This window comes from Helicobacter acinonychis (genome assembly GCF_900461455.1).
GTDB lineage: Bacteria > Campylobacterota > Campylobacteria > Campylobacterales > Helicobacteraceae > Helicobacter > Helicobacter acinonychis.
In genome coordinates this window covers 1,489,741-1,515,564 of sequence record NZ_UGIA01000001.1, presented here as the reverse complement: position 1 = coordinate 1,515,564, position 25,824 = coordinate 1,489,741, and the positions used below count along the sequence as shown (strand labels likewise).

Here is a 25,824-nt window from a genome sequence, read left to right as displayed (position 1 = left end):
TTAGATGAAATAAGGATTGTAGAAAAAGAAATAAAAGGCTCTGCGATTAAGAATAACTTTAATTATTCCCTAAATAATGCACGCAGAGACTCCGATGCCCTAGATAAAATCAAGCGCTCTTTAGGGGTGGGTCAGCATGTTTTTTGCGACCCTAAAAAACACCCGAATCATCTTGTGGGAAGGCATCACGGATTATTGTTATTTGAGCGCTTTTAAATTGTATTTCAATAAGCGAGAATACAAAAAAACGCCCCATTGATTTCACTTTCTTACCCATTTCAGGGCTTAAAAACGATTCAAACGAGATGAAAGAAACCATTCAAAAACTCCTTGAGCTAGATAATAGACCCATTGTTTTGATAGATGATGATAGAAAAGATGATGCTGACCAGCAAGCAACTAGCGAACAATTTAAAGAAGCTAATGAAAGAATGGGAAATTCTATCATAATCCTACAACTCTCACAATGCGATAAAAAATTCAAGCAAATTGAAGATTTGTTCAGTGAACACGATAAAAAAGAATACGCCCAAAGCAAGCGTATGGAATTAGCCATAGCTTTTAAAACAAGGCTTTTGCATAGCAAAAAAGATGCGATAGAAGGCGAAACAAAAGATAATTTTCATGCTTATTTGAATGGATAAAAGAAAAAACGCAACGACTCAAACGATCAAAAAAGGATAATAAAATTTGATTATAATACCCCACAAATATTACTAGCGAAAGGATTTTGATGTTTAAAAAAATGTGTTTGAGCTTGCTGGCTATAAGCGGTGTTTATTTGGGGGCGAAGGATTTGGATTTTAAGTTGGATTATCGCGCGACTGGGGGGAAATTGGTAGGGAAAATGACGGATTCTAGTCTTTTAAGCATCACTTCTATGAATGATGAACCGGTTGTGATTAAAAATCTCATTGTCAATAGAGGAAATTCATGCGAAGCGACTAAAAAAGTGGAGCCAAAATTGAGCAAGAAGTTTAAAAAAGAAAAGCTTTTTAACCATGAATTAAAATATTCGCAACAGATTTTTTATCGCCTGAATTGCAAGCCTAATCAATTGCTAGAAATTAAAATCATCACGGACAAGGGCGAGTATTACCACAAATTTTCTCAATAAAGCCTATCAAGCGTTTTTAATGTAATGCAAAGCGATTTTGAGTGCATTGGTGGCTGCCCCCACTCTTAGTTGATCTGCCACACAAAAGCCGTGCAAAGTTTTCTTGTCAAACAAATCCTTTCTCAAGCGCCCTATAAAGGTGGTATCAGTGTTACTCGCTTTTAAAGGCGTGGGGTAAAGATTATGGCTAGGGTCATCGCAAACAACCACGCTAGGGGCATTTTTTAGCACTTCATAGACTTCTTTAAGATCAAATTCTTTTTCAAAAGTGATACTCAAACTCTCGCTATGACTCCTTAATACCGGCACGCGCACGCAAGTCGCGCTGATAGGGAAATCCACGCCCATGATCTTATGGGTTTCGTGCACCATTTTTAGCTCTTCTTTAGTGTAGCCATTCTCCTTAAAAGCATCAATATGAGCGATCGCATTAAAAGCAATTGGATAAGCGAAAGCCTCCGCTTGCAAGACTTGGTTTAGATCGATAGTGGGGTCTTTTTCTAAACATTCTAAAGCGGTTTTTAGCTCTCTTTTCAAGCTCTCTATCCCCTTATTCCCTGCCCCACTTACGGCTTGATAAGTGCTAACCACCACGCTTTTTATCTTAAAATGAAGGTGCAAGGGGTTTAAGATTTGCGTCATTTGAATGGTAGAGCAATTGGGGTTAGCGATGATATTTAAGGGAGCGTTAAAAATTTCTTTGGCGTTGATTTCAGGCACGACTAAAGGCACTTTTTTATCCAACCTAAAAAAACTCGTGTTATCGATCACTAAAGAAGTTTTTGAAGCACTTGTGGCAAACTCTTCGCTCACGCTCCCCCCAGCGCTAAAAAAGGCGATGTCTATCTTTTCTTTTTCAAAAACCTCATGCATGTTTCTAAAATTTCATAATCTTTATTGAACGCTTTGATCTTTTTACCGGCACTTCTAACGCTAGCGAGCGGGACAAACTTTTAATAGGGAAAGAAGAATTTTCTAAACCCTTAATTAACTCTTGCCCTACGCCCCACTAGCTCCAACAATGGCGATATTATAAGTCTTCATCGTTTTCTCCAATGATTTCAAGGGCTTTTAAAAAGCTCAAACAATTCAGTTGCATGCCTGAATGCATGTTTTTTAAGCTTAAAGTTTCGCTTTTAAATTCTTCTTCGCCAATGATGGCCACAAACTCATGCCCCTTATGGTTAGCATAAGAAAAGGGTTTTTTGATTTTTTGGGCTTCTGGATAGACTTCGCTAAAAATACGCTTTGTCTTAAAGACTCCGCCAAGCGGTTTGGCATAAGAAAAATATTCTTCATTCATGCAAGCGATTAGCACTTTAGCTTGTGTGGAACGCTCATCTAATAATTGCATTCCACTTAAAGCCACAATCAATCTATCAATCCCAATAGAAGCCCCCACCCCTTGCAAATCTTCTTTAGAAAAATTTTTAGTCAAATGATCATAACGACCCCCTGAACACACGCTCCCTAAAGACTTCATGTCATTAAGCGTGGTTTCATACACAATCCCTGTATAATACCCTAAGCCCCTAGCGATAGAAAAATCAATCTTATACAGGTTTTGAGAAATTTGTAAATCCCCTAGCAATTGGTATAGTTTTTCTAAATCCTGTATGCCCTTTTTTAGATTTTCATTACAGTCTTTCAAATAAGCAATTTTTTCAAAAAATTCCGCATGGCTTAAATCGTCTTGCTTGATTTGAACCATTTCTAAAAGCCCTTTAATGGTGTTTGGATTTAAATCGCACTCTTTTTTTAATTCTTCTTCAACCCCATTTAAGCCAATCTTTTCTAATTTATCCACAATGCGCAACACTCCAGTCACTTGAGAAATGCCAAAATATTCGCATATCCCATTCAAAATTTTCCTGTGATTGATAGAGACGCAAAAATCTTCTAAATCCAAAGCTTTTAAGGAAGCGATAACCACTTGGATGATCTCAGCATCGCACACCAAACTCTCGCTCCCTATAAAATCAAAATCGCATTGCGTGAATTCTCTATAACGCCCTTTTTGTGCCCTCTCACCCCTAAAGACATTGCCTATGGCGTAGCGTTTAAAGGGCATTCCTAACGTTTGATGGTACAAAGAGACAAAGCGCGCTAATGGCACGGTCAAATCAAACCTTAAAGCCACATCCCTACCCCCATGATCTTTAAAGCGATAAATCTCTTTTTGAATATCGCTACTCGCATCAGGTAATAGCGTTTCAGCGTATTCCAAATGAGGGGTTTCAATCGGCACAAAACCAAAACTTTGAAAAACAACTGAAACTTTAGAAAGCAACTGAGCCTTTTGTATCGCATCTTTAGGCAAGCGGTCTTTAAACCCACTCAACACTTTAGGGGTAATCATTCCATTTCCTTGTATTTGTATGTTAAAATTTTAGCTTAAAATCTTTAAAAAAGGGCTATTGATGAGCGTAAGTGCACCCAAACGCATGCGCATTTTATTGCGTTTGCCTAATTGGCTGGGCGATGGGGTGATGGCAAGCTCGCTTTTTTACACCCTTAAAAACCACTACCCTAACGCGCATTTTATCTTAGTGGGTCCAAAAATCACTTGCGAACTTTTCAAAAAAGATGAGCAAATAGAAGCCGTTTTCATAGACGACACCAAAAAATCCTTTTTTAGGTTATCAGCCACCTACAAACTCGCTCAAAAAATAGGGCGTTGCGATATGGCCATCGCTTTAAACAACCATTTTTATTCCGCTTTTTTGCTCTATGCGACAAAAACGCCTATTCGCATCGGTTTTGCCCAATTTTTTCGTTCTTTTTTCCTTAGCCATGCAATAACTGTTGCCCCCAAAGAGTATCATCAAGTGGAAAAATATTGCTTTTTGTTTTCACAATTTTTAAAAAAAGAATTAGATAAAAAAAGCGTTTTACCCTTAAAACTAGCCTTTAACCTTCCCACTCACACCCCAAACACCCCTAAAAAAATCGGCTTCAACCCTAGTGCAAGCTATGGGAGCGCTAAAAGGTGGTTAGCTTCTTATTACGCTGAAGTCGCTGCTATTTTGTTAGAAAAAGGGTATGAAATTTATTTTTTTGGGGCTAAAGAAGATGCTATCGTTTCTGAAGAAATTTTAAAGTCCATTAAAGGCTTGTTGAAAAACCCCTTATTATTTCATAACGCTTATAATCTGTGTGGGAAAACCAGCATTGAAGAATTAATAGAGCGCATCGCTACTTTAGATTTATTCATCACTAATGATAGCGGTCCTATGCATGTGGCTACTGGCACACAAACCCCCTTAATCGCTCTTTTTGGCCCCACTAATGAAAAAGAGACTAGCCCCTATAAAGCCCAAAAAGCCATTGTATTAAACCATCATTTAAGCTGTTCGCCTTGCAAAAAACGAGTCTGCCCCTTAAAGAATGGAAGAAACCATTTGTGCATGAAATCCATCACGCCCCTTGAAGTTATTCAAGCCGCCTCTACTCTTTTACAAGAAAGTTAAACGCCTTTTTTAGAAACACAACTATATCGAACAAAAATTAAAAAATCTGTATACGAAAAATTTAAAAAGTAGTAAAAATTGATAGAATTGATAAAGTGGGTTTAAAGAAAGCGTTTTTTAAACGCTCCCCTTAGATTTAAAGCCCTTAAGCTACTGATTTTTTGGGTTTTTTAGTGTCTTCTTTGCCTTTGTGAGCCACTAATTGAGAGCTTAACTCAGGTTTTTTAGTGTCTTCTTTGCCTTTGTGAGCCACTAATTGAGAGCTTAACTCAGGTTTTTTAGTGTCTTCTTTGCCTTTGTGAGCCACTAATTGAGAGCTTAACTCAGGTTTTTTAGTGTCTTCTTTGCCTTTGTGAGCCACTAATTGAGAGCTTAACTCAGGTTTTTTAGTGTCTTCTTTGCCTTTGTGAGCCACTAATTGAGAGCTTAACCCAGGTTTTTTAGTGTCTTCTTTGCCTTTGTGAGCGTATGCAGAACTCACCGCTAAAACTGATAACAAAACGCCTGTCAAGATTTGCTTTTTCATACGAAAACTCCTTCTCATGTAAATTTAAAAAGCGAACGAATTATATTTTTCAAAAGTAAATGAATAGAAACCAATCAAATTTTTGACGAGTTTGGTGGTTTTTCTGTCTTAAAAATCTACAAAAAACCCACAAAATCCACAATGTGCAAAACTTGATAGATTATCTCTGAGTTTAGAAAGTTTGACAAAAATTGGGATTGTGGTTATATTGAAAACCCAATATGAAATTAAGGAATTTGTATGCAACAGCGTCATTTAAGCCCTTTAAAAGTGAGTGCCCTAGCTTTAGGGTACATGGGCATGACTTATGGGTATGGGGAAGTCCATGATAAAAAGCAGATGGTTAAGCTTACCCATAAGGGTTTGGAATTGGGCATTAACTTTTTTGATACCGCAGAAGCTTATGGGGAAGATAATGAAGAGCTTTTAGGCGAAGCGATCAAGCCTTTTAGAGACAAGGTTGTGGTGGCGAGCAAATTTGGGATTTACTACGCAAATCCTAACGACAAATACGCAAGCATATTTTTAGATTCCAGTCCTAGCCGCATTAAGAGCACTATTGAAGGGAGTTTGAAACGCTTAAAAATAGAATGCATTGATTCATACTACTAGCACCGCGTGGATACTAACACGCCTATAGAAGAAGCGGCAGAAGTTATGCAAGCTCTTATTAAAGAGGGGAAAATTAAAGCTTGGGGGATGAGTGGAGCAGGGTTTTATCCAGCATCCAAAAAGCCCATCAAATTTGCCCTTTAAGTGCGTTGCAGAGCGAATATTCCTTGTGGTGGTGCGAACCTGAAAAAGAGATTTTAGGATTCTTAGAAAAAGAAAAAATTGGTTTTGTCGCCTTTTCGCCTTTGGGTCAAGGGGTTTTTAAGCGCGAAATTTGAAAAAAATACCACCTTTGCTAGTTGGGGATTTTAGAAGCGTTTCTCCTAGGTTTAATCAAGAAAATCTAGCCAAAAATTACGCCTTAGTGGAATTAATTCAAGATCACATGCACGCTAAAGGCGTTACACCAGTCCAACTAGCCCTTTCATGGATTTTGCACACCCAAAAAATCATTGTCCCTCTCTTTGGCACCACTAAAGAATCCAGACTCATAGAAAATATAGGGGCTTTGCAAGTTTCTTGGAGTCAAAAAAAATTGGAGTTTTTCCAAAAAATTGGCCGCAATCAAAATAGAAGGGGCTCGCTACCCTGAAAGAATCAATAAAATGGTGGATAAATAAGAATAATGGATATTTATATTGCGTTGGATCTTTTAAAAAAGATTGAAGCGTTATTTTCTGTTTGTCAGTGTGTTTTCTCCCTAACAAACTTTTTAAGGCATTTTAATAGGGCTTTGTTTGAAAAATGCCAAAAAGCGTTTTTTAAGCTTAAACGCAAAAAATTTTGTCGTTAGCCAAGTGAAATTTCTTGTAAGGCAGTCTATGATCTAGGGAGGTTTTTAAGGGCATTGTCGCAAAAACACCCCCCACCCCCTTAAGAAAATGAATTTCACCATAAAATAAAATCTAAACGATCAAACCAAAAAACCCATTTTTAAAAAGTTTAAAAAAGTCTCAGTTACCCCTACTTGATGAGAACAAAGCCAAAAAGAAATTTTATAGCAAATTAAAATGAAGAAAGACTCATTAAGGGATAACCCATAAAAAGTCTTTTTAAATTCAAAGGAGAAGTTTTAAATAGTGCAACACCCTTTTCAAGAGAGTGTTATAATAAAACTAGCCTTTGCGTTTTTCTACAATTTCCTTAGCGATATTGCTAGGCACTTCGCCATAATGGTCAAACTCCATAGAGTAAGTCCCACGCCCTTGAGTGGCTGAACGCAAATCCGTAGAATAACCAAACATTTCCACTAACGGCACAAAAGCATTCACGATTTTCAATCCTAATCGGTCGTCCATAGAATTGATTTGCCCCCTTCTTCTATTGAGATCGCCAATCACATCGCCCATGTATTCTTCAGGGACTTCCACTTCCACTTTCATCATAGGCTCTAGTAAAACGGGATTGGCCGCACGACTCGCTTCTTTAAACGCCATAGAACCTGCGATTTTAAACGCCATTTCTGAAGAATCCACATCATGATAGCTCCCATCATAAAGGGTAACTTTAAAATCCACCACCGGATAGCCTGCCAAAACGCCATTTTGCATCGCTTCTTGGATACCCTTATCCACCGCAGGGATATATTCTTTAGGGATCACACCGCCAGAAATTTCATTCACAAATTCATACCCACTGCCCGGCTCTTTAGGCTCAAGCTTGATAAACACATGCCCATATTGCCCACGACCACCGCTTTGTTTGGCGTATTTATGCTCTTTGCTCACGCTTGATCGGATAGTCTCTCTAAAGGCAACTTGCGGCTGACCGATTTCAGCTTCCACCTTAAACTCTCTTTTTAGCCTATCCACGATGATTTCCAGGTGCAATTCACCCATACCACCAATGAGAGTTTGTCCGGTTTCTTCTTGAGTCATCACCCTAAAGCTTGGATCTTCTTCAGCAAGCTTGCCTAACGCTACGCCCATTTTTTCCTGGTCTGCTTTAGTTTTAGGCTCTACGGCGATATGAATGACCGGCTCAGGGAATTCCATTCTCTCCAAAACGACCGCATTTTTCTCATCGCAAAGCGTATCCCCAGTTAGCGTGTCTTTTAAACCCACAAACGCACAAATCTCGCCCGCATAAACTTCTTTAATGTCTTCTCTCTTGTTAGAGTGCATTTTAAGAAGTCTTCCCACGCGCTCTTTTTTGTCTTTGGTGGAGTTATACACATAGCTACCGGACTCTAGCTTGCCACGATACACGCGCACAAAAGTGAGTTGGCCCACAAAAGGATCCGTCATGATTTTAAACGCCAAGCCGGCAAATTCGCCATCATCACTAGATTTAACAAAAACTTCTTCTTCAGTTTTTGGATCAATCCCCTTAATATCCACCACCTCTGTAGGCGCTGGCAAGTAATCAATCACTGCATCTAATAAAGTCTGCACGCCTTTGTTTTTAAAAGAAGAGCCACAAAGCATAGGGACAAGACTCATGTTCAAACACCCTATTTTAATGCCTTTTTTAATTTCTTCAACGCTCAATTCTTCACCGCCCAAATACTTTTCCATCAAGGCTTCATCTTGCTCAGCTATAGCTTCTACAAGCTTTTCTCGGTATTCTTTAGCCCTTTCTAATAAATCGCTAGGGATTTCTTCTACATCGTATTTGGCTCCCATGGTTTCATTATTCCAAACGATCGCTTTCATTTGGACTAAATCAATCACGCCAATAAAAGTGTCTTCAGCCCCAATGGGGATATTGATAGGCACAGGATTAGCTTTCAAGCGTTGTTTGATCTGGTTTTCTACATTGTAAAAATTCGCCCCAATCCTATCCATTTTATTGACAAAAACAATCCTAGGCACGCCGTATTTATTGGCTTGACGCCACACAGTCTCACTTTGAGGCTGCACGCCCCCCACCGAGCAAAACACCGAAACCGCACCATCTAGCACGCGCATGGATCGTTCCACTTCAATGGTAAAATCCACATGCCCTGGAGTGTCAATCAAATTGATTTGGTGATCCTTCCAAAAGCAAGTCGTTGCCGCAGAAGTGATGGTGATCCCTCTTTCTTTTTCTTGCTCCATCCAATCCATTGTCGCCGCGCCATCATGCACTTCGCCAATCTTATGGCTCACGCCTGTATAGAACAAAATCCTTTCAGAAGTGGTAGTTTTCCCAGCATCAATGTGAGCGGCGATACCGATATTTCTGATCCTATTTAATGGGGTTTTTCTAGCCATTCTAACTCCAATTACCAACGGTAGTGTGCGAATGCTTTATTCGCCTCTGCCATTTTATGCACATCTTCTTTTTTCTTAAAAGCCGCACCTTTATCGCTAGCTGCATCCATAAGCTCATTAGCCAATCTATCCACCATCATTCTTTCGTTGCGTTTTCTAGTGGCTTCTAAAATCCAACGGATTGATAGCGACTGCTGGCGACTCGCTCGCACTTCTACCGGCACTTGATAAGTAGCCCCACCCACTCTTCTGCTACGCACTTCCACTAAAGGACGCACTCTCTCTAGGGCTTTTTCAAACACTTCAATGCCCTTTTCACCACTTTTTTCTTCAATCTTATTAAAAGCTTTATAGATGATTTTTTCCGCTACGCTTTTCTTGCCATCAAACATCATCTTATTGATAAATTTAGTCACTACCTTGTTACCATAAACAGGATCGCCTAAAACCTCCCTAACAGGTGCTTTTCTTCTTCTCATTTCTTATTCCCTTTACTTTTTCTTATTGTCGGTTGCTTTAGCTTTTTTAGTCCCATATTTAGAGCGTGAAACCGTTCTTTTATTCACCCCTGCAGTGTCTAAAGCACCACGAACAATATGGTACTTCACACCAGGTAAATCCTTAACCCTGCCCCCACGCACTAACACAATGGAGTGCTCTTGCAAGTTATGCCCTTCACCAGGAATATAACTAATCACTTCAAATTTACTGGTCAAACGAACTTTAGCAACCTTTCTTAACGCCGAGTTAGGCTTTTTAGGGGTAGTTGTATAAACCCTAGTACAAACCCCTCTCCTTTGAGGGCATTCCACTAATGCAGGTGATTTGGTTTTTTTAACCACCTTCTTCCTTTCTTTTCTAATCAATTGATTGATAGTAGGCACTATTTTTCCTTATTCTAAAAATTTAAAATTAAAAGTTTCTCCATTTTACCCTAATTTTTCTTTTAAAAATCTTAACCGATTTTTTTGTCAAATTTTAGGGCTATCTTCAATCGTTCTTAAAACGATTTTCTTATTCTTGTACATACCCGTTCCCACAGGGATCATCCTTCCTAATACCACATTTTCTTTCAAGTCTTCCAAAAAGTCTTTTTTCATAGCGATACTGGCTTCTGTTAAAACTTTAGTCGTTTCTTGGAAAGAGGCCGCTGAAATGATACTATCGCTCCCAATAGCCGCTCTAGTGATCCCTAAAAGCACCGGTTCAGCAATCGCTGGCTCGCCTTTTAAAGCGATCACACGAGCGTTTTCTTCTTTGAATAGTTTTTTACTGACCAAATCCCCTTCAATAAACTTGCTGTCCCCACTGTCTAAGATGCGCACTTGCCTTAACATTTGAGACACAATGATTTCAATGTGTTTGTCCGCAATGCTTACCCCCTGCCTGCGATACACTTGCTGGACTTCGCTCACAATGTATTTATAAAGCTCTTTTTCGCCACTGATCCTTAAAATATCATGGTTTGAAACCACCCCATCCGTCATCGCTTCTCCTGCATGCACAAACTCATCTGCATGCACTAAAATTTGCTTGCCTTTATCCACAAGATAATCCATCTTACGGCCGTCTTTAGAAGTCACAATGATGTGTTCTTTATTACGGATCGCTTTACCAAAGCTTACAATCCCATCAATTTCAGAAAGGATCGCCACATCTTTAGGTTTGGGTTTTCTCGCTTCAAACAATTCTGAAACCCTTGGAAGACCTCCGGTAATATCTTTAGATTTAACGGTCGCTTTAGGGATCTTTGCTAACACTTCAGCCTGTTCTACGCTAGAGCCATCGCTAATGGCGATAGAAGTTTTTGGCTCTAGGAAATAACGCACTTCTTCGCCATTAACCCCCTCTAAAAACAAGCTTGGTTTGTATCCGCTTGGAATGTAATCATTCACCACCAAACTAGTGATACCGGTATTTTCATCCTCTTTTTCAGCGACCGTAACCCCTGCGATAATATCCACAAAACTCACTTTACCCTCAAAGTCCGCAATAATGGGGGTATTGTAAGGATCCCATGTAGCAATCGTTTTAAGGGTGTTAGTCGTGGGTTTAGAAATAAGGCTATTAGCGCTCACTTCACTATTATCATCAATTAAAATCTCAGAACCTCTAGCGATATAATGGCGAGCAGCTTCTCTACCATTATCATCAGCTATAACCGCAAACAAGCCTTTTTCGCTCACCATATCGCCCTTTTTGATCCCATGGGTGCGCTCTAAATGATTGACCTCTAAAACATAGTATTTGATCACACCTTTTTCTTTCACATACACATCTTGCACGATGGGGTCATTATCTTTAACCAACAATTCGCTTGCATAAGGGATGCGATTTGGCACATTCCAACCCTCTTGGATGATATCAGCGATACTCCCCCCTTTATGTATCTTATGCCCATTAGCATAATGCAAATACACCTTGCCTTCAATCTTACCGCCAACGCCAGCCAATTCGCTTGGTTTGACAATATCGCTTCTTCTTAACACAAACTTAGCTTCTTGCTCGCCATTTTTCACGCTCACAATTACTTCTTCATAGACCGTTTCAATGCTCAATTCCCCATCAAAAGGCGCTTTAATTTTAGGCTCTACCACTAAAATAGAAGCGTTACGGCGGTTAGCGATAATGTTTTTACCCTCTTTGTTCGTGTAAGTTTTGAGATTGTAGAAACGCACAAAACCTTCTTTGCTCGCTACAATTTCGCGCTCATCTTGGCTCCTGCTCGCTGTCCCACCCACATGGAAAGTCCTTAAAGTGAGCTGAGTTCCAGGCTCCCCAATAGATTGCGCAGCGACCACGCCTACCGCTTCGCCAGGATAGCTCATCTTGCCTTCGCCTAAATTCAAGCCATAGCATTTCGCGCACACGCCCTTTGGCGCCTTACAAGTTACTGGTGTGCGGATCGTAATGGATTTAATCCCAGCTTCCACCACCTTTTTAGCGCTCTCTTCATCAATCAAAGTGTCCGCATAAAGCAAGATTTCATTGGTAATGGGATCGATCACATCTTCTAATAAAACGCGCCCAAAAATACGCTCTTCTAAAGGCTCAATCAACTCACTCCCTACCGCAATATCCGTGATTTCAATCCCTTCATGCGTGCCGCAATCATCAGATACCACCTTGACATTTTGGGAAACATCAATGAGTTTTCTTGTCAAATACCCCGCATTGGCGGTTTTTAGTGCCGTATCCGCTAAGCCCTTTCTAGCACCATGGGTGGAGTTAAAGTATTCTAAAACATTCAACCCCTCTTTAAAGTTAGAAATAATGGGCGTTTCAATGATACTGCCATCTGGTTTAGTCATAAGACCTCTCATCGCTGAAAGCTGACGGATTTGTGCCGCGCTCCCCCTTGCACCGCTATCCGCCATCATATAAATGGAGTTAAAGCCCTCTTTATCTTTTGCGATAGCGGTCATCATTTCTTTACTCATTTTGTCATTGACTTCAGTCCAAGTGTCAATGATTTTATTGTAACGCTCTTGGTCAGTGAGCAACCCTTGATCGTATTGTTGTTGGATTTTTTTAACCTCTACTTTGGCTTTTTCCACCATTTTTTGCTTGTCTTTGGGCGTGATAATATCTTCCATAGAGATAGAAATACCAGCCTTAGTAGCATACCTAAAGCCAAGCGTTTTTAAATTATCCAAAAAGGTTGCGGTAATGCCGATACCACCGACTTTATGCACATAATCCACAAGCACACCAATATCTTTTTTTTTCATAGGCCTGTTCCACAAATCCGTGGGAATAAAATCAGGCAAAATGGATCTAATGATCATGCGCCCTGCGCTCGTAGCGATAATATTCCCTTTATCCAAAACCCTAATCTTTGCATGGATGTCTAATTCTTTGGTATCAATAGCGGTGATGATTTCATTCACGCTAGAGAAAAGCTTATGCTCGCCCTTGACCCCACTCTTTTCTAAAGAAAGATAATAAAGCCCTAAAACCATATCCTGGCTAGGAATGGCTACGGCTTTACCGCTAGCGGGCAAAAGGATATTCATAGAGCTTAGCATAAGCACCTTGCATTCAGCGATCGCTTCCTGGCTTAAAGGCACATGCACCGCCATTTGATCCCCATCAAAATCCGCATTAAACGCTGAACACACTAATGGGTGCAATTGGATCGCTTTGCCGTCAATGAGTTTTGGGTGGAACGCCTGAATGGATTGCTTGTGCAAAGTAGGCGCGCGGTTGAGTAGCACCGGATACCCTTCTGTGATTTCTTGCAAACACTCCCACACTTCACTGCTTTTTTGCTCAATCATGCGTTTAGCCTGCTTGAGCGTGGTGGCATAGCCTCTTTCTTCAAGCTTGGATAATAGATGCGGTTTGAAGAGTTCCAACGCCATGTTTTTAGGCAACCCGCATTCATCCATTTTAAGATTGGGCCCAACGACAATTACGCTCCTGCCTGAAAAATCCACGCGCTTACCTAAAAGGTTTTGCCTGAAACGCCCTTGCTTACCCTTAATGATTTCACTAAGCGATTTTAAAGGGCGCTTGTTAGCTCCTTTAACCGCATTGGTACTACGGCCGTTATCAAAAAGCACATCCACGGCCTCTTGCAACATCCTTTTTTCATTGCGCACAATGATTTCTGGTGCCCCAAGCTCCATTAAGCGTTTCAAGCGTTGGTTACGATTGATGACACGACGATACAATTCATTCACATCGCTGACTGCAAATTTCCCACCATCTAGTGCGACTAACGGCCTTAAATCCGGTGGCAATACCGGTAAAACGGTGAGCATCATCCATTCAGGTCTGTTACCAGAATTCAAAAAGCTTTCTACCACTTTCAAACGCTTGATGAGTTTTTTCTTTTTGGCGTCCGAATTGGTCTCTTTCACTTCTTCTTTCAAGCTTTGCAACAACACGATCAAATCAATTTCTTCTAATAAATCCTTGATTGCTTCGCCACCCATTTGTGCCACAAAGCCCCTGTCTTCGTATCTTCGTGAGATATTTTGATACTGCTCTTCATTCAAAATATCATATTTAGCGACCAATTTAGTGCCCTCATTGTCATAAGCGGCTTCGCCTGGCTCTTTAACGATATAAGCTTCGTAATAAAGCACGCGCTCCAAGTCTTTCATTTTAACGCCTAAAAGCGTGCCGATACGGCTAGGCAAGGAATTGACATACCAGATATGCGCTACAGGAGTGGCCAATTCAATATGCCCCATTCTAAAACGCCTAACTTTAGAGTGTGTGATCGCTACGCCGCATTTTTCGCATGTGCCAATATCTTTGAAGCGAGGCTTTTTGTATTTACCGCACAAGCACTCATAATCTTTAGTGGGACCAAAGATTTTCATGCAAAACAAACCGTCTCGTTCAGGTTTTAGGGTGCGATAGTTGATCGTTTCAGGCTTTTTAACTTCCCCATAGCTCCACGAATGGATTTTTTCAGGGCTGGCTAGAGTGAGCTGGAAAGAGCTAAAGTCTTTAGGTCTGTCATCTTCTTTAATGACAATGGGTTTAGGCATCCCATCTTCATCCATTTCATCTCCAAAGATATTAATGTCTAAAGCGAGCGATTGCAATTCTTTAGTCAAAACATAGAAAGTCTCGGGGATTTCGCTCTCACCCACTTGCTCGCCCTTAGCGATAGCCCTATAAGCGTTTTCCCTACCCCTAATATCATCGGATTTAATGGTAAGCATTTCTTTTAGAGTGTGCGCTGCACCATAAGCTTCTAACGCCCACACTTCCATTTCCCCAAATCTTTGACCTCCAAAAAGCGCTTTACCCCCCACGGGCTGGTGCGTTACTAAACTATAAGGGCCTGTGCTTCTGGCATGGACTTTTTCATCCACCAAGTGATGGAGTTTGATCATATACATGTAGCCCACATTCACGCGCTCTCTCATTTTCTCGCCTGTGCGCCCATCATACAAATCCATTTTGCCATCCATAGCAATTTTAGCTAATTCAAATAGCTTATAAAATTTTTCTTGCGAAATGCCTTCAAACACAGGGATAGCGAGCTTAACGCCCCTACTCCAATCTTTTGCGTATTCCAAAAGCTCTTCATCAGAGCAGTTTTCAAGTGCATGGATAGTTAAGAGATCTTTTTCGTTGATAGCGTTAGCGATTTCTAGCATTTTAGTGCGCAATTCTTTGACAAAATCTCTAGTTTGATTTTCTAGCATGCTAGCGATTTGTTTGCCAAACTCTTTACCCACCAAACCTAAATGCATTTCTAAAATTTGTCCGATATTCATACGGCTTGGCACACCCAAAGGGTTTAAGACAATATCTACAGGCTCGCCATCAGCGGTATAAGGCATGTCCGCAACCGGCACAATATTAGACACAATGCCTTTATTCCCATGCCTTCCTGCCATTTTATCGCCCACTTTAAGTTTTCGTTTTGTAGCGATATAGAGCTTGACTTTTTTGATCACGCCATTAGGCAAAATATCATCTTTTTCTAAAATAGAAAGCTTTTCTTCATGCTCTTCACCCAAGACTTTCTTTTGCTCTAAGAAATTATTTTTAGTGATTTCATACTGGTTTTGCACTTCTTTAGAGTATTTTTTCACCAAACTAGCCAGAGTGAAGCGATTGATTGAAGCGATTACTTCTTTAGGGATCTGATCGCCTTCTTTATAATCCTTACCATTATGGCTGAAAGGCTCTTCTAAAATCGCTTGAGAAAGGAGCGAGCTGACGCGCAACAATTCTTCTCTATTGAGCATGGTCAAGCGGTCAAAATGCTCCATGTCAAGCTTGGCTTTTTCTTCTTCATACGCGCTCAAAACTCGTGCATCTTTCTCATAGCCTTTTTTGGTGAAGACTTTCACATCAATCACCGTGCCTTCTAAACTTGGGGGGCAATACAAACTCTTATTGACCACATGCCCAGCTTTATCCCCAAAAATAGCCCTTAAAAGCCGTTCTTCAGGCGTGCTTTTGATTTCGCCTTTAGGGGAAGTCTTACCCACTAAAATCATGCCAGCGCTCACATAAGTGCCTACTTTAACGATTCCGCTTTCATCAAGATGTGCAAGCGCTTCTTCTTTCACATCAGGAATATCAGCGGTAAATTCTTCTACGCCATGCTTAAGCTCTCTAGCATCCACTTCTTTTTCATAAATGTGCGTGGAAGTGAAAATATCGTCTTTAGTGATGCGCTCACTCACCACGATCGCGTCTTCAAAGTTATAACCATTCCATGGCATGAACGCTACACGCACATTTTTCCCTAACGCTAATTCGCCCCTGTCCATGCTAGGGCCATCAGCGATGATTTGCCCAGCTTCTACTTTATCGCCCACTTTAACGATAGGGACTTGATTGAAGCTAGTGTTTTGGTTGGTACGCAAGTTTTTTTGCAAAGAATACGCATCAATATAAGCTTCTTCTTTGCCTTCGCCTAAAATATAAATATTTTTAGAATCAATTTTTTCTACGACGCCTGCACGATTAGCTTTGATCGCTCCCCAAGAATCCCTAGCGATGATTTTTTCAATCCCTGTGCCTACAATGGGAGCATCGCTTCTTAACAAAGGCACCGCTTGGCGCTGCATGTTAGTCCCCATTAGAGCACGGTTTGCATCATCATGCTCTAAGAAAGGAATGAGCGATGCGGCTACCCCTACTAGCATGCTAGAGCTTAAATCCATTAAGGTTACTTTACTTTTTTCGTTTAAAACGATCTCGCCTTCTACACGCGTTTCAATCAAATCGCCTAAAATATTGCCTTCTTCATCAATGGGGGTGCTTGCGGGAGCGATCACATGGCTGTCTTCTTGAATAGCCGTTAAATAAATCGTCTCGCCCATTACCTTGCCATCTACAACCTTTTTATAAGGGGCTTCAATAAAGCCAAGATCATTCACTCTTGTGAAAGTGGAAAGGGTGTTGATCAAGCCGATATTCTGACCTTCTGGGGTCTCAATAGGGCAAATTCTGCCATAATGCGTTGGGTGCACATCTCTGGCTTCAAACCCTACTCTGTCTTTGACTAACCCCCCCTCACCGAGTGCTGAAAGGCGGCGCTTGTGCGTGACTTCACTCAAAGGGTTAGTTTGATCCATGAATTGTGAAAGCTGACCGCCCATGAAAAATTCCATGATCGTGCTTGTGATCATTTTAGAATTGACCAAGTCATGGGGCATGAGCGAATCAAAAGCCCCACTCATGGTAGTAAGCTTGTCTTTAATGGTCTTTTGCATTTTCACTAAACCTGAATGCAATTCATTAGCCAACAATTCCCCTACGGCTCTGATCCTACGATTGCCTAAGTGGTCTCTGTCATCAATCTTGCCCTGATTGTTTTTAATCTTCATGAGATATTTAACGGTGGTGATAATATCTTCATGCGTTAAAGTCGTGATGTAATCAGGCACATGCAAGCCCAATTTATGATTCATTTTCATACGACCCACCATGGTCAAATCATAGCGTTCTGGGTCAAAGAAAAGCTGTTTGACAAACTGCTTCGCCACTTCAGTGGTGATAGGCTCACCCGGGCGCATCACCTTATAAATACGAATCGCAGCTAACGCATTTTCATCATCAATCTTTTCAGTTTGCTTGAGCAATCTCAAAGACTCATAATCGGCCAAGAAAGAATGGATAATGGAAGCGTCATGCCCTAAAGCCAAATCATTGATGATCACAAATTCTTGCACACCTAGATCGTGGATTTTGTCTAACTTATTTTTATCCAACTGAGTGAGCATGTCTAGTAAAATCTCTTTCCCCGCCATAACAGGCTCAGCCAAATAACGATTGAGTAAAATATCCATAGGGTATTCCACCCATTCTAAATGGTTTTCTTTAAGCTCTTTGATCTTTCTTGGAGTGAGCTTTTTGCCCGCTAAAAGAATAGTTTTGCCTTGAGCGTCTTTCAAGTCAAATTCCATCCTTTGATTGGCGTCTAACGAAGCGAACGGAATCAGATATTTATCGTTTTCATAACGCACTTTGACAAGCGGATAGAATATTTTAATAATGTCTTGTTTTTGATAATCCATCGCTCTAAACAAGATAGTAACAGGTACTTTACGGCGTTTGTTGATACGAGCGTATAAAATATCTTTAGAATCGTATTCAAAATACAGCCACGAACCCCTATCAGGAATGATTTGCCCTGTGTAAATGAGCTTATTTAAAGAAGTGCTAGACTCTTCTTCTTTGAAAATCACACCGGGGCTTCTGTGGAGCTGATTGACGACCACACGCTCCACTCCATTGATGATAAATGAAGTGTGCTCCGTCATTAAAGGGATCTCACGGATAAAAATGCTTTGTTCTTTAATATCCTTGATACCGGTTTTTTCGCCATTTTTTGCATCTTTTTCCCACAAAATCAAGCGCACTTTAATTTTGAGCGGGATAGAGTAGGTAATGCCTCTCTCCATCGCCTCTCTAACGGTGTATTTAGCTTTGCCAAACTCACAACCTGCATACTCTAAAGTAATGCGGTTTTGTGCATCTTGGATAGGGAAAATAGATTTAAAAACCTTTTCAATCCCACTCTCTTTGCCATCTTTAGAATACAAGAAAGAATCATAGCTGTCTCGTTGCAATAACAATAAATTAGGAACTTCTAAATCTGTCGGAGTTTTTGTAAAATCAGCTCTCAAGCGGTTTTTTAGGGGAATTTTTTTTGACATATTTTAAGCCTTTTATCAAAAATTTTGAGTTTCTTAATGCATTTAATCGTATTGAGTAAGCATTGCAAAAGGATCTTTAAACTTTACAATCATCCATGATGAAAGAAATACCAAAACCCATCTGCAATGCCAACCACTTTAGACCACACGCTCACAAACCAAATCATGGAGCAAAATCTACCACACTAGGGCAAAGAAAGGCACAAAGACCTTTCAACTTTTTTTACTTAATTTCAACCTTAGCACCTACTTCTTCAAGTTTCTTCTTGATAGTTTCAGCTTCTTCTTTATTCACGCCCTCTTTAAGCACATGAGGGGTTTTTTCAGTAGCGTCTTTAGCTTCTTTCAAGCCAAGTCCGGTAATTTCACGAACCACTTTAATCACTTTAATTTTTTCAGCACCGCTATCAGCCAAGATCACATTGAAATCGGTTTTTTCTTCGCTCTCAGCCACTGCACCACCAGCCACAGCCGCACCGGCTACAACCGTTGGAGTCGCACTCACGCCAAATTTTTCCTCAAACATTTTAACCAATTCAGAAAGCTCTAAAACGCTCAATGAACCAATATACTCTAACACTTCTTCTTTTGAAATTGCCATAATTCAATCCTTCAAATTTTTTAATTAAAGCCACAATAGGGGCTCTTAGTTTTCTTCTTTTGCTTTACGCAAATTGTCTAAACCGGTCACAAAATAGCGTGCCGGAGCCGTCCAAACAGAAAGCAACATTCCCATAAGCTCTTCTTTGCTTGGAAGTTTTGAAACCGCTTCCACATGAGCTACGCTAACGCTTTCTTTATCAAACAAGCCCGCTTTTAACACAAAGTGATTTTTGTGATCTTTTTGGAAGTCAAACACGAGCTTAGAAAGAGCGATTTGATCATCGCCCCACAAAAACACATTGGTTTCTTTCAAATCCAAATGAGAATAACCCACTTCTTTCATTGCAATATGGGCAAGCGTGTTTTTAATCACTTGCACCTTAATGCCTTGAGTACGAGCCTTATTCCTTAAAGCTTCCAACTTGCTCACGCTAAGACCCTTATAATCGCAAATTAAAAGAGCTTTAGCACCATCAAATTGCGATTTCAAGCTAACGACTAGCTCTACTTTATGCTGTTTTTGCATCTTTTCCTCCTTTCTAGACTAGACCTCTGCAAGATTATCTTTTTAAAAAAGAAATTTTAAGCCTTTTAGCTCTTACGATCTTCAGCCTAAGATTAAAAACTCTTAAAGCTATTTAATATCCATCAATTCCTGTGCGTCCAAACTCACTGAAGGCGACATGGTGAGTGAAAGAGCGGCGTTTCGAATATACTTGCCTTTCGCGCTATTAGGCTTTAAGCGGTTGATCGTTTTCACAAGCTCAAGCATGTTTTCTTTGATTTTTTCTTCAGGAAAACTCACCTTCCCAATAGGGGCATGGATATTGCCCTTTTTATCCACTTTGAAATTCACTTGACCGCTTTTAGCATTAGTAACCGCCTTAGCAATATCCATCGTAACGGTTCCGGTTTTAGGGTTTGGCATCAAACCTTTAGGACCTAAAATCCTACCCACTTTACCAACAACCGCCATCATATCAGGCGTTGCGATCACCATGTCAAAATCAATGCGACCATTTTTGATTTCTTCAGCCAAATCGTCTCCGCCAACAACATCAGCCCCAGCGTTCTTAGCTTCATCTTGCTTAATGTCTTTTGCAAAAACGGCTACTCTCACTTTTTTCCCAGTCCCATGGGGAAGCACCACCGCACCACGCACCATTTGGTCAGCATGCCTTGGATCAACCCCTAGCCTTAACGCCACTTCAACGGTTTCATCAAATTTCGCTGAAGCGAGAGATTTAACTGCCCCAACGCCTTGCTCTACGCCATACACTTTATCGTTTTGGATTTTGGAGAAAAGTTTTTCCAATCTTTTAAATACTTTTTTTGCCACGATTCTAATCCTTAAAAATTTCTTTCAATTCCAATAAAACCAATAAGATCAATCCACAATCTCTACACCCATGCTCCTAGCGCTACCCATAACGATTTTTTTAGCCGCTTCCATGGTGCTCGTGTTTAAATCTTCCATTTTTAGTTGTGCGATTTCTTCCACTTGCTTGTGGGTGAGCTTTGCAACCTTATTTTTAAGCGGATTGTCCGAACCTTTTTCAACCCCAGAAGCTTTTTTGATCAAATCCGTTACTGGAGGCTTTTTAGTGATAAAAGTGAAACTCTTATCTTGATAAACCGTGATAATCACCGGAATATTAAAACTCCCCATGTCTTTAGTTCTTTCATTGAAAGCTTTGCAAAATTCCATGATATTGACCCCTCTTTGACCTAGTGCTGGTCCTACAGGAGGTGAAGGGTTTGCTTTACCGGCAGGGATTTGAAGTTTGATTTCTCCGACTACTTTTTTAGCCATATTGTCTCCTTAAAAGTCATATAATTTTTTCTACTTGCGAATGCAAAATCTCTATTGGAGTGTTCCTACCAAAAATAGAAATATTGAGTTTGAGTTTGCGGTGCTCCACATCATACTCTTCCACTGTGGCAGTGAAGTTCGCAAAAGGACCTTCCACCACGCGCACCACTTCCCCTTGCTCAAAAAAGATTTTTGGCTTGGGGGCTGCACGGTTGTTCATTTTTTCTAAAATATGCCCAATGTCCGCTTCACTCAATGGGGTTGGTTTTTTGTTTTCTCCAATAAAACGGCTCACTCTTGGCAAAGATTGTATCTTATGCCACAAAACCGTATCTAAATCCACCTTAATAAAAACATACCCAGGATAAAGGCTACGCTCCGTTACCTTTGTCTTGCTTTTTTTAGAAACCTCTATAATATCCTCAGTAGGCACAATAATTTCCTGTATCCTATCTTTTAGATCGTGGTCACTCGCTAAATTTTCAATCGCTTTCTTAACAGACTGCTCACTCCCTGAATAAGTTTGTATGGCATACCAATCCATTATCATTCTCCTTGATCTAAAGCCACCAACTTATAAAACACTAGAGACAAAAGCCCCTAGAGAAAAATCTAACAAAGCTAAAAACAGCGTGACAGCACTCACCACCACCAAAACAGAAACAAGTGCGTTGCGTATCTGCTCTTTAATAGGAAATATTACTTTAGAAAGCTCTTCTCTAGTCAATTTGTATTGCATGAACCATTTATTCATCGTCTCTTTTCGCCCCTACTTAATGCACAAAGCATTTAAAATGAACTTTCGATTCTATCCAAAATAGCTTAAACTAAAATTAAAAAACTTAAAAAATCTGTTGGAACAAAAAATGATGGATGAAGAATGGCAGGTCAGGAGGGACTCGAACCCCCAACAATCGGTTTTGGAGACCGGTGCTCTACCATTGGAGCTACTGACCTAACCTCCCCTCCCTTTAAAATCGCAACACCAAAGAAAGAACTAGCTCTTCAATTTGATTTCTTTATGAATAGTATGCTTGTTTTCTCTTGGACAGAACTTGTTAAGCTCCAGCTTTTCAGTGTTAGTTTTAGCATTCTTAGTTGTGCTGTAATTGATGTCTTCACAATCAGAACACTTCAATCCTATTTTAACTTTCATAACGACCCTTTTTTATGGTAACTCTTTTTGCTAATATTATTCAATAATATTGCTCACAACACCAGCACCAACGGTTCTACCGCCTTCACGGATCGCAAATTTTGTCCCTAACTCTAACGCAATAGAGTTGATCAATTCTACGGTGATTTTCACATTATCGCCAGGCATAACCATTTCTACGCCTTCAGGAAGGGTGATCGATCCAGTCACATCAGTCGTGCGCACATAGAATTGCGGACGATAGTTAGTGAAGAATGGAGTGTGCCTCCCACCTTCTTCTTTAGAAAGGACATAAATTTCCCCTTCAAATTTCTTGTGCGGAGTGATGGAACCTGGCTTACACAAAACCATACCACGCTCTACTTCTTCTTTTTTAGTTCCTCTCAAAAGCACGCCCACATTATCGCCTGCTTCACCTTTGTCTAGTTCTTTTCTAAACATTTCCACGCCGGTTACGGTTGTTTTTTGTGTGGCTCTGATACCAACGATTTCCACTTCATCGCCTACTTTCACCATGCCTCTTTCAATCCTACCTGTAACCACAGTTCCCCTACCTGCAATAGAAAACACATCTTCAACCGGCATTAAGAAACTTTTTTCAGTGTCCCTCACCGGAGTAGGGATATACGCATCCACTTCAGCCATGAGTTTGAGCACTTTTTCGCCCCATTCACCTACGCTACCCGCTTTTGCTTCTTCTAACGCTTTCAAAGCTGAACCCGCTACAATAGGAGTATCATCACCAGGGAATTCATACGCACTCAATAACTCACGCACTTCCACTTCTACAAGCTCTAACAATTCTTGGTCATCTACCATGTCTTGTTTGTTTAAGAAAACAACGATGTGAGGGACGCCTACTTGACGAGACAATAAGATATGCTCTCTAGTTTGAGGCATAGGACCATCAGCTGCAGAAACAACTAAAATCGCTCCATCCATTTGTGCCGCACCTGTAATCATGTTTTTCACATAGTCGGCGTGCCCTGGGCAATCCACATGTGCATAGTGCCTATTTTCAGTCTCATATTCAATATGAGAAGTAGCAATAGTGATCCCTCTTTCTTTTTCTTCAGGGGCGTTATCAATATTGTCATAGTCTTTCATTTCTGCAAGACCTTTCAAAGAAAGCACCGCTGAGATCGCTGCACTCAAAGTTGTTTTACCATGGTCTACATGCCCAATGGTCCCAATATTAACATGTGGCTTAGTTCTGTTAAACTTTTCTTTTGCCATTTGTATTTCTCCTTAATTTTTGAAATGGATTTTCGAATTATACTAAACAAAATCCTTATATGCCTGAATATTGTCAATGTTACCACAAATTTTAAGACATTTTTGTCTTATCGCCATTCAAGAGATTATAAAACTGGAGCCTATAAGCGGAATTGAACCGCCGACCTCTTCCTTACCAAGGAAGTGCTCTACCCCTGAGCTATACAGGCGTCTCAAAAATCAAGACATTGCCCTAAAACTGGAGCGGGAAACGGGGCTCGAACCCGCGACCCTCAGCTTGGAAGGCTGATGCTCTAGCCAACTGAGCTATTCCCGCACCTAAAAACAAACGATGGTGGTGAGACGTGGATTCGAACCACGGAAGACATAGTCAGCAGATTTACAGTCTGCCCTCGTTGGCCACTTGAGTATCTCACCAAAAAATTTGCAAAATAACATTTTAACTGGAGCTGGCTAAGGGACTTGAACCCCCGACCTGCTGCTTACAAGGCAGCTGCTCTACCAACTGAGCTAAGCCAGCAATAAATTAAATAAATCAAAGACTTGGGATTATAGCAGTTTTATGCTTAACTTGTCAAGAAATAGGGCTAAAAGGATCAATCATTTTTATAATAACGCAAGGCATGGTTAAAATTTTAGCTATAATCTAACTTAATGTGGCTTAACATAGTTCAAAAAGCTTATTGCATAATAAAAATTAATGGACACTTAAATTATGGCGAAAAAAAAACATAAAATTCCTACTTTTAAATACTTTTTGCGTTCTTTAAAGCAAATCTATATGCTCATCACTTTCAAGGAAAAAATGGTTTTTTTCCTGCTTGTGTTGATGGCTGTTTTCTCTTCTTTTGTGGAAGTGATGTCTCTTACACTCCTTATGCCTTTTATCACTCTCGCTTCTGATCCTAGCAGAGCTTTAGATGATAAAGATTGGAAAATGGTCTATGATTTTTTCCATTTTTCATCTCCCATTCGTCTTATGTATTTCTTTAGTTTTTGCTTGGTAGGGATTTATTTGTTTAGGATGTTTTATGGGGTGTCTTTCACCTATTTAAAAGGGCGTTTTTCAAATAAAAAAACTTATCAAATCAAGCAACAGCTTTTTTTGCAACACATTAAAAGCAACTACCTCTCCCACCTTAACCATAATTTGGATTCCTTAAGGGATATTATCAACAATAAAGCAGAAGGCATGTTTGCGAGCTTTAACGCTTTTTTAAGCTTATTGACCGAAATAACCGTGATTATTTTTTTCTACTCTACGCTCATATTGACTAACTGGAAAATAACGCTTGTTTTTACCCTAATTCTCGCTTTACAAATTTTTCTTATTGTCAAAAAAGTCACCGTCCTTATCAAAAAAAAAGGTGAAATGGCCGCCAAATCCAAAGCGCAAACGCTCAAAGTCTTTTCCAAATTTTTCAGCAATTTCAAGATCACTAAACTCAAAGACAATCATGAAGAAGCCCACAAACTCTTTGGGGAAAATAGCCGTAAAGCTCATGATATTGAGATTATTTACTCCACCTTGCAGGTAGTCCCCAAGTATTCAATAGAAACCGTGGGTTTTAGTTTGTTGATTTTAGCGGTCGCTTACATTTTATTCAAATACGGCGAAGCTAAAATGGTGCTCCCTACTATTTCTATGTATGCTTTAGCCCTTTATCGCATACTCCCTTCTGTAACTGGCGTGATCAACTATTACAATGAAATCGCTTACAACCAGCTTGCGACAAATGTTGTTTTCAAAAGCCTTTCTAAGACCATTATTGAAGAGGATTTAGCCCCTTTAAACTTTAATGACAAAGTCACTCTCCAAAACATTTCCTTCGCCTATAAATCAAAACACCCAGTTTTAAAAAATTTTAACCTCACCATTCAAAAAGGTCAAAAAATCGCTCTTATAGGCCATAGTGGGTGCGGAAAATCCACACTAGCAGATATTATTATGGGGATTACCTACCCTAAAAGTGGGGAAATTTTCATTGACAACACCCTTTTAACCAAAGAAAATATACGATCATGGCGTAAAAAAATAGGCTATATCCCCCAAAATATTTACCTTTTTGATGGCACTGTGGGGGATAATATCGCTTTTGGGAGCGCTATAGATGAAAAACGCTTGATTAAAGTGTGTAAAATGGCTCACATTTATGATTTTTTACGCGAGCATGAGGGGCTTAAAACCCAGGTGGGTGAAGGGGGCACTAAGCTTAGCGGTGGTCAAAAACAACGCATAGGCATCGCAAGAGCCTTATACGATAACCCTGAAATTTTGGTTTTAGATGAAGCCACTTCGGCCCTAGACAATGAAACTGAGGGTAAAATCATGGATGAAATCTATCAAATCGCCAAAAATAAAACCCTAATTGTTATCGCCCACCGCTTAAGCACGATTGAACGCTGTGAAGTCATCATTGATATGAGCAAGCACAAAGAACAACTTGGCTGAT

17 protein-coding genes, 5 tRNA genes and 3 pseudogenes are annotated in these 25,824 nt (G+C 40.2%); 5 read left to right on the top strand and 20 right to left on the bottom strand.

Features of this window, described 5'->3' with window-relative positions; translation table 11 throughout:
- Together DYI00_RS07495 and DYI00_RS07490 are read left to right on the top strand one after the other, a co-directional pair.
- A pseudogene (locus DYI00_RS07495) lies at window positions 1-734 on the top strand (ATP-binding protein); the annotation flags it as partial.
- Window positions 734-1,117, top strand: a complete 384-nt coding sequence (locus tag DYI00_RS07490) for a hypothetical protein (RefSeq protein ID WP_011578364.1) — start codon at window positions 734-736, stop codon at window positions 1,115-1,117. The pseudogene DYI00_RS07495 and the gene DYI00_RS07490, both read left to right, overlap by 1 nt.
- A gap of 6 nt (window positions 1,118-1,123) precedes the next feature.
- On the opposite strand, the pseudogene asd reads toward DYI00_RS07490, so the two are convergent.
- Window positions 1,124-2,161 (bottom strand): annotated as a pseudogene (asd, locus tag DYI00_RS07485) (aspartate-semialdehyde dehydrogenase).
- The gene (hisS, locus tag DYI00_RS07480) at window positions 2,148-3,476 is read right to left on the bottom strand and encodes a histidine--tRNA ligase (RefSeq protein WP_115365297.1); all 1,329 of its coding nucleotides are present in this window, start codon (window positions 3,474-3,476) and stop codon (window positions 2,148-2,150) included. The pseudogene asd and the gene hisS overlap by 14 nt, the downstream one beginning before the upstream one ends.
- 61 nt (window positions 3,477-3,537) lie before the next feature.
- On the opposite strand from hisS, the gene waaF reads away from it, so the two are divergent.
- Entirely contained in the window at window positions 3,538-4,587 is a 1,050-nt protein-coding gene (waaF, locus tag DYI00_RS07475; RefSeq protein WP_011578367.1) for a lipopolysaccharide heptosyltransferase II, read from the top strand.
- Between the two features lie 145 nt (window positions 4,588-4,732).
- Here waaF and DYI00_RS07470 read toward each other — a convergent pair whose 3' ends face one another.
- On the bottom strand, window positions 4,733-5,113 hold the full coding sequence (locus DYI00_RS07470) for a flagellar protein (protein ID WP_115365296.1): 381 nt from the start codon (window positions 5,111-5,113) through the stop codon (window positions 4,733-4,735).
- A 240-nt stretch (window positions 5,114-5,353) separates the two neighbouring features.
- On the opposite strand from DYI00_RS07470, the pseudogene DYI00_RS07465 reads away from it, so the two are divergent.
- A pseudogene (locus DYI00_RS07465) lies at window positions 5,354-6,345 on the top strand (aldo/keto reductase).
- Between the two features lie 495 nt (window positions 6,346-6,840).
- On the opposite strand, the gene fusA reads toward DYI00_RS07465, so the two are convergent.
- The 17 genes from fusA to DYI00_RS07375 all read right to left on the bottom strand — a co-directional run bounded on the left by fusA (window position 6,841) and on the right by DYI00_RS07375 (window position 23,891).
- Window positions 6,841-8,919 (bottom strand): elongation factor G, encoded by a 2,079-nt coding sequence (fusA, locus tag DYI00_RS07460; RefSeq protein WP_011578372.1) that lies wholly within the window; start codon window positions 8,917-8,919, stop codon window positions 6,841-6,843.
- A gap of 11 nt (window positions 8,920-8,930) precedes the next feature.
- Window positions 8,931-9,398: a 30S ribosomal protein S7 gene (gene rpsG, locus DYI00_RS07455; RefSeq protein ID WP_001254357.1), complete on the bottom strand. Its 468-nt coding sequence runs from the start codon at window positions 9,396-9,398 to the stop codon at window positions 8,931-8,933.
- A 12-nt stretch (window positions 9,399-9,410) separates the two neighbouring features.
- On the bottom strand, window positions 9,411-9,803 hold the full coding sequence (rpsL, locus tag DYI00_RS07450) for a 30S ribosomal protein S12 (RefSeq protein ID WP_001142324.1): 393 nt from the start codon (window positions 9,801-9,803) through the stop codon (window positions 9,411-9,413).
- Between the two features lie 87 nt (window positions 9,804-9,890).
- The gene (locus DYI00_RS07445) at window positions 9,891-18,563 is read right to left on the bottom strand and encodes a DNA-directed RNA polymerase subunit beta/beta' (protein ID WP_011578373.1); all 8,673 of its coding nucleotides are present in this window, start codon (window positions 18,561-18,563) and stop codon (window positions 9,891-9,893) included.
- Window positions 18,564-18,786: 223 nt separating this feature from the next.
- Window positions 18,787-19,164 carry a 50S ribosomal protein L7/L12 gene (gene rplL / locus DYI00_RS07435; protein ID WP_011578374.1) on the bottom strand — a complete coding sequence of 126 codons (378 nt, stop codon included), beginning with the start codon at window positions 19,162-19,164 and terminating at the stop codon, window positions 18,787-18,789.
- 45 nt (window positions 19,165-19,209) lie between these two features.
- Window positions 19,210-19,692, bottom strand: a complete 483-nt coding sequence (gene rplJ, locus DYI00_RS07430) for a 50S ribosomal protein L10 (RefSeq protein ID WP_011578375.1) — start codon at window positions 19,690-19,692, stop codon at window positions 19,210-19,212.
- A 108-nt stretch (window positions 19,693-19,800) separates the two neighbouring features.
- Window positions 19,801-20,505, bottom strand: coding sequence for a 50S ribosomal protein L1 (gene rplA / locus DYI00_RS07425; RefSeq protein ID WP_011578376.1), 705 nt, complete (start codon window positions 20,503-20,505; stop codon window positions 19,801-19,803).
- 48 nt (window positions 20,506-20,553) lie between these two features.
- Complete coding sequence (rplK, locus tag DYI00_RS07420; RefSeq protein ID WP_011578377.1) at window positions 20,554-20,979, bottom strand: 50S ribosomal protein L11; 426 nt, start codon at window positions 20,977-20,979, stop codon at window positions 20,554-20,556.
- Window positions 20,980-20,995: 16 nt separating this feature from the next.
- The gene (nusG, locus tag DYI00_RS07415; RefSeq protein WP_011578378.1) at window positions 20,996-21,523 is read right to left on the bottom strand and encodes a transcription termination/antitermination protein NusG; all 528 of its coding nucleotides are present in this window, start codon (window positions 21,521-21,523) and stop codon (window positions 20,996-20,998) included.
- A gap of 30 nt (window positions 21,524-21,553) precedes the next feature.
- Window positions 21,554-21,733, bottom strand: a complete 180-nt coding sequence (gene secE, locus DYI00_RS07410; protein ID WP_011578379.1) for a preprotein translocase subunit SecE — start codon at window positions 21,731-21,733, stop codon at window positions 21,554-21,556.
- 127 nt (window positions 21,734-21,860) lie between these two features.
- A tRNA-Trp gene (locus DYI00_RS07405) sits at window positions 21,861-21,936 on the bottom strand.
- Window positions 21,937-21,976: 40 nt separating this feature from the next.
- On the bottom strand, window positions 21,977-22,135 hold the full coding sequence (rpmG, locus tag DYI00_RS07400; protein ID WP_011578380.1) for a 50S ribosomal protein L33: 159 nt from the start codon (window positions 22,133-22,135) through the stop codon (window positions 21,977-21,979).
- Window positions 22,136-22,171: 36 nt separating this feature from the next.
- Entirely contained in the window at window positions 22,172-23,371 is a 1,200-nt protein-coding gene (tuf, locus tag DYI00_RS07395; RefSeq protein WP_011578381.1) for an elongation factor Tu, read from the bottom strand.
- A gap of 134 nt (window positions 23,372-23,505) precedes the next feature.
- Window positions 23,506-23,580, bottom strand: a tRNA-Thr gene (locus DYI00_RS07390).
- A 30-nt stretch (window positions 23,581-23,610) separates the two neighbouring features.
- Window positions 23,611-23,687 (bottom strand) — tRNA-Gly (locus DYI00_RS07385).
- A 16-nt stretch (window positions 23,688-23,703) separates the two neighbouring features.
- A tRNA-Tyr gene (locus DYI00_RS07380) sits at window positions 23,704-23,788 on the bottom strand.
- 27 nt (window positions 23,789-23,815) lie between these two features.
- Window positions 23,816-23,891, bottom strand: a tRNA-Thr gene (locus tag DYI00_RS07375).
- A 195-nt stretch (window positions 23,892-24,086) separates the two neighbouring features.
- On the opposite strand from DYI00_RS07375, the gene DYI00_RS07370 reads away from it, so the two are divergent.
- Window positions 24,087-25,823 (top strand): ABC transporter ATP-binding protein/permease, encoded by a 1,737-nt coding sequence (locus DYI00_RS07370; RefSeq protein WP_104709254.1) that lies wholly within the window; start codon window positions 24,087-24,089, stop codon window positions 25,821-25,823.
- Window position 25,824 lies beyond the last annotated feature (1 nt).

Excerpts from the sequence above, each read along its gene's own strand:
- rplJ (WP_011578375.1), bottom strand. The coding sequence starts at position 19,692 with ATGCAAAAACAGCATAAAGTAGAGCTAGTCGTTAGCTTGAAATCGCAA.
- tuf (WP_011578381.1), bottom strand. The coding sequence starts at position 23,371 with ATGGCAAAAGAAAAGTTTAACAGAACTAAGCCACATGTTAATATTGGG.
- rplK (WP_011578377.1), bottom strand. The coding sequence starts at position 20,979 with ATGGCTAAAAAAGTAGTCGGAGAAATCAAACTTCAAATCCCTGCCGGT.
- secE (WP_011578379.1), bottom strand. The coding sequence starts at position 21,733 with ATGAATAAATGGTTCATGCAATACAAATTGACTAGAGAAGAGCTTTCT.
- rpsG (WP_001254357.1), bottom strand. The coding sequence starts at position 9,398 with ATGAGAAGAAGAAAAGCACCTGTTAGGGAGGTTTTAGGCGATCCTGTT.
- DYI00_RS07470 (WP_115365296.1), bottom strand. The coding sequence starts at position 5,113 with ATGAAAAAGCAAATCTTGACAGGCGTTTTGTTATCAGTTTTAGCGGTG.
- hisS (WP_115365297.1), bottom strand. The coding sequence starts at position 3,476 with ATGATTACCCCTAAAGTGTTGAGTGGGTTTAAAGACCGCTTGCCTAAA.
- DYI00_RS07490 (WP_011578364.1), top strand. The coding sequence starts at position 734 with ATGTTTAAAAAAATGTGTTTGAGCTTGCTGGCTATAAGCGGTGTTTAT.
- rplL (WP_011578374.1), bottom strand. The coding sequence starts at position 19,164 with ATGGCAATTTCAAAAGAAGAAGTGTTAGAGTATATTGGTTCATTGAGC.
- rpmG (WP_011578380.1), bottom strand. The coding sequence starts at position 22,135 with ATGAAAGTTAAAATAGGATTGAAGTGTTCTGATTGTGAAGACATCAAT.
- DYI00_RS07370 (WP_104709254.1), top strand. The coding sequence starts at position 24,087 with ATGGCGAAAAAAAAACATAAAATTCCTACTTTTAAATACTTTTTGCGT.
- nusG (WP_011578378.1), bottom strand. The coding sequence starts at position 21,523 with ATGGATTGGTATGCCATACAAACTTATTCAGGGAGTGAGCAGTCTGTT.
- waaF (WP_011578367.1), top strand. The coding sequence starts at position 3,538 with ATGAGCGTAAGTGCACCCAAACGCATGCGCATTTTATTGCGTTTGCCT.
- fusA (WP_011578372.1), bottom strand. The coding sequence starts at position 8,919 with ATGGCTAGAAAAACCCCATTAAATAGGATCAGAAATATCGGTATCGCC.
- DYI00_RS07445 (WP_011578373.1), bottom strand. The coding sequence starts at position 18,563 with ATGTCAAAAAAAATTCCCCTAAAAAACCGCTTGAGAGCTGATTTTACA.